General features: G+C 33.3%; 1 protein-coding gene. It reads left to right on the top strand.

The genetic code is table 11. From position 1 onward, the window contains the following. On the top strand, positions 1-210 hold a 210-nt coding region (locus BAU23_RS04500; protein ID WP_131802502.1), incomplete at both ends, for an MSCRAMM family protein.

A 210-nucleotide genomic window follows, 5' to 3' on the forward strand; every position in this document is an offset into this window, starting at 1 on the left:
ACAATTTCAGATTTATCAGTAGGGAAATATAAGCTAGTAGAGGTAGAAAGCTTACCAGGATATAAAAACCTAGCAAAACCAGTATCGTTCGAAATCAAAAAAGGTATGACGGAAGTTTTATCAATAAAAGTAGAGAACGAATTGCTAGATAAAGGTTCAGTAGAAATTACAAAAGTAGATAAAGAGAGCCAAAAAGCATTAGCAGGCGTA

Origin of the sequence: Bacillus nitratireducens (genome assembly GCF_001884135.1) — a bacterium.
GTDB lineage: Bacteria > Bacillota > Bacilli > Bacillales > Bacillaceae_G > Bacillus_A > Bacillus_A nitratireducens.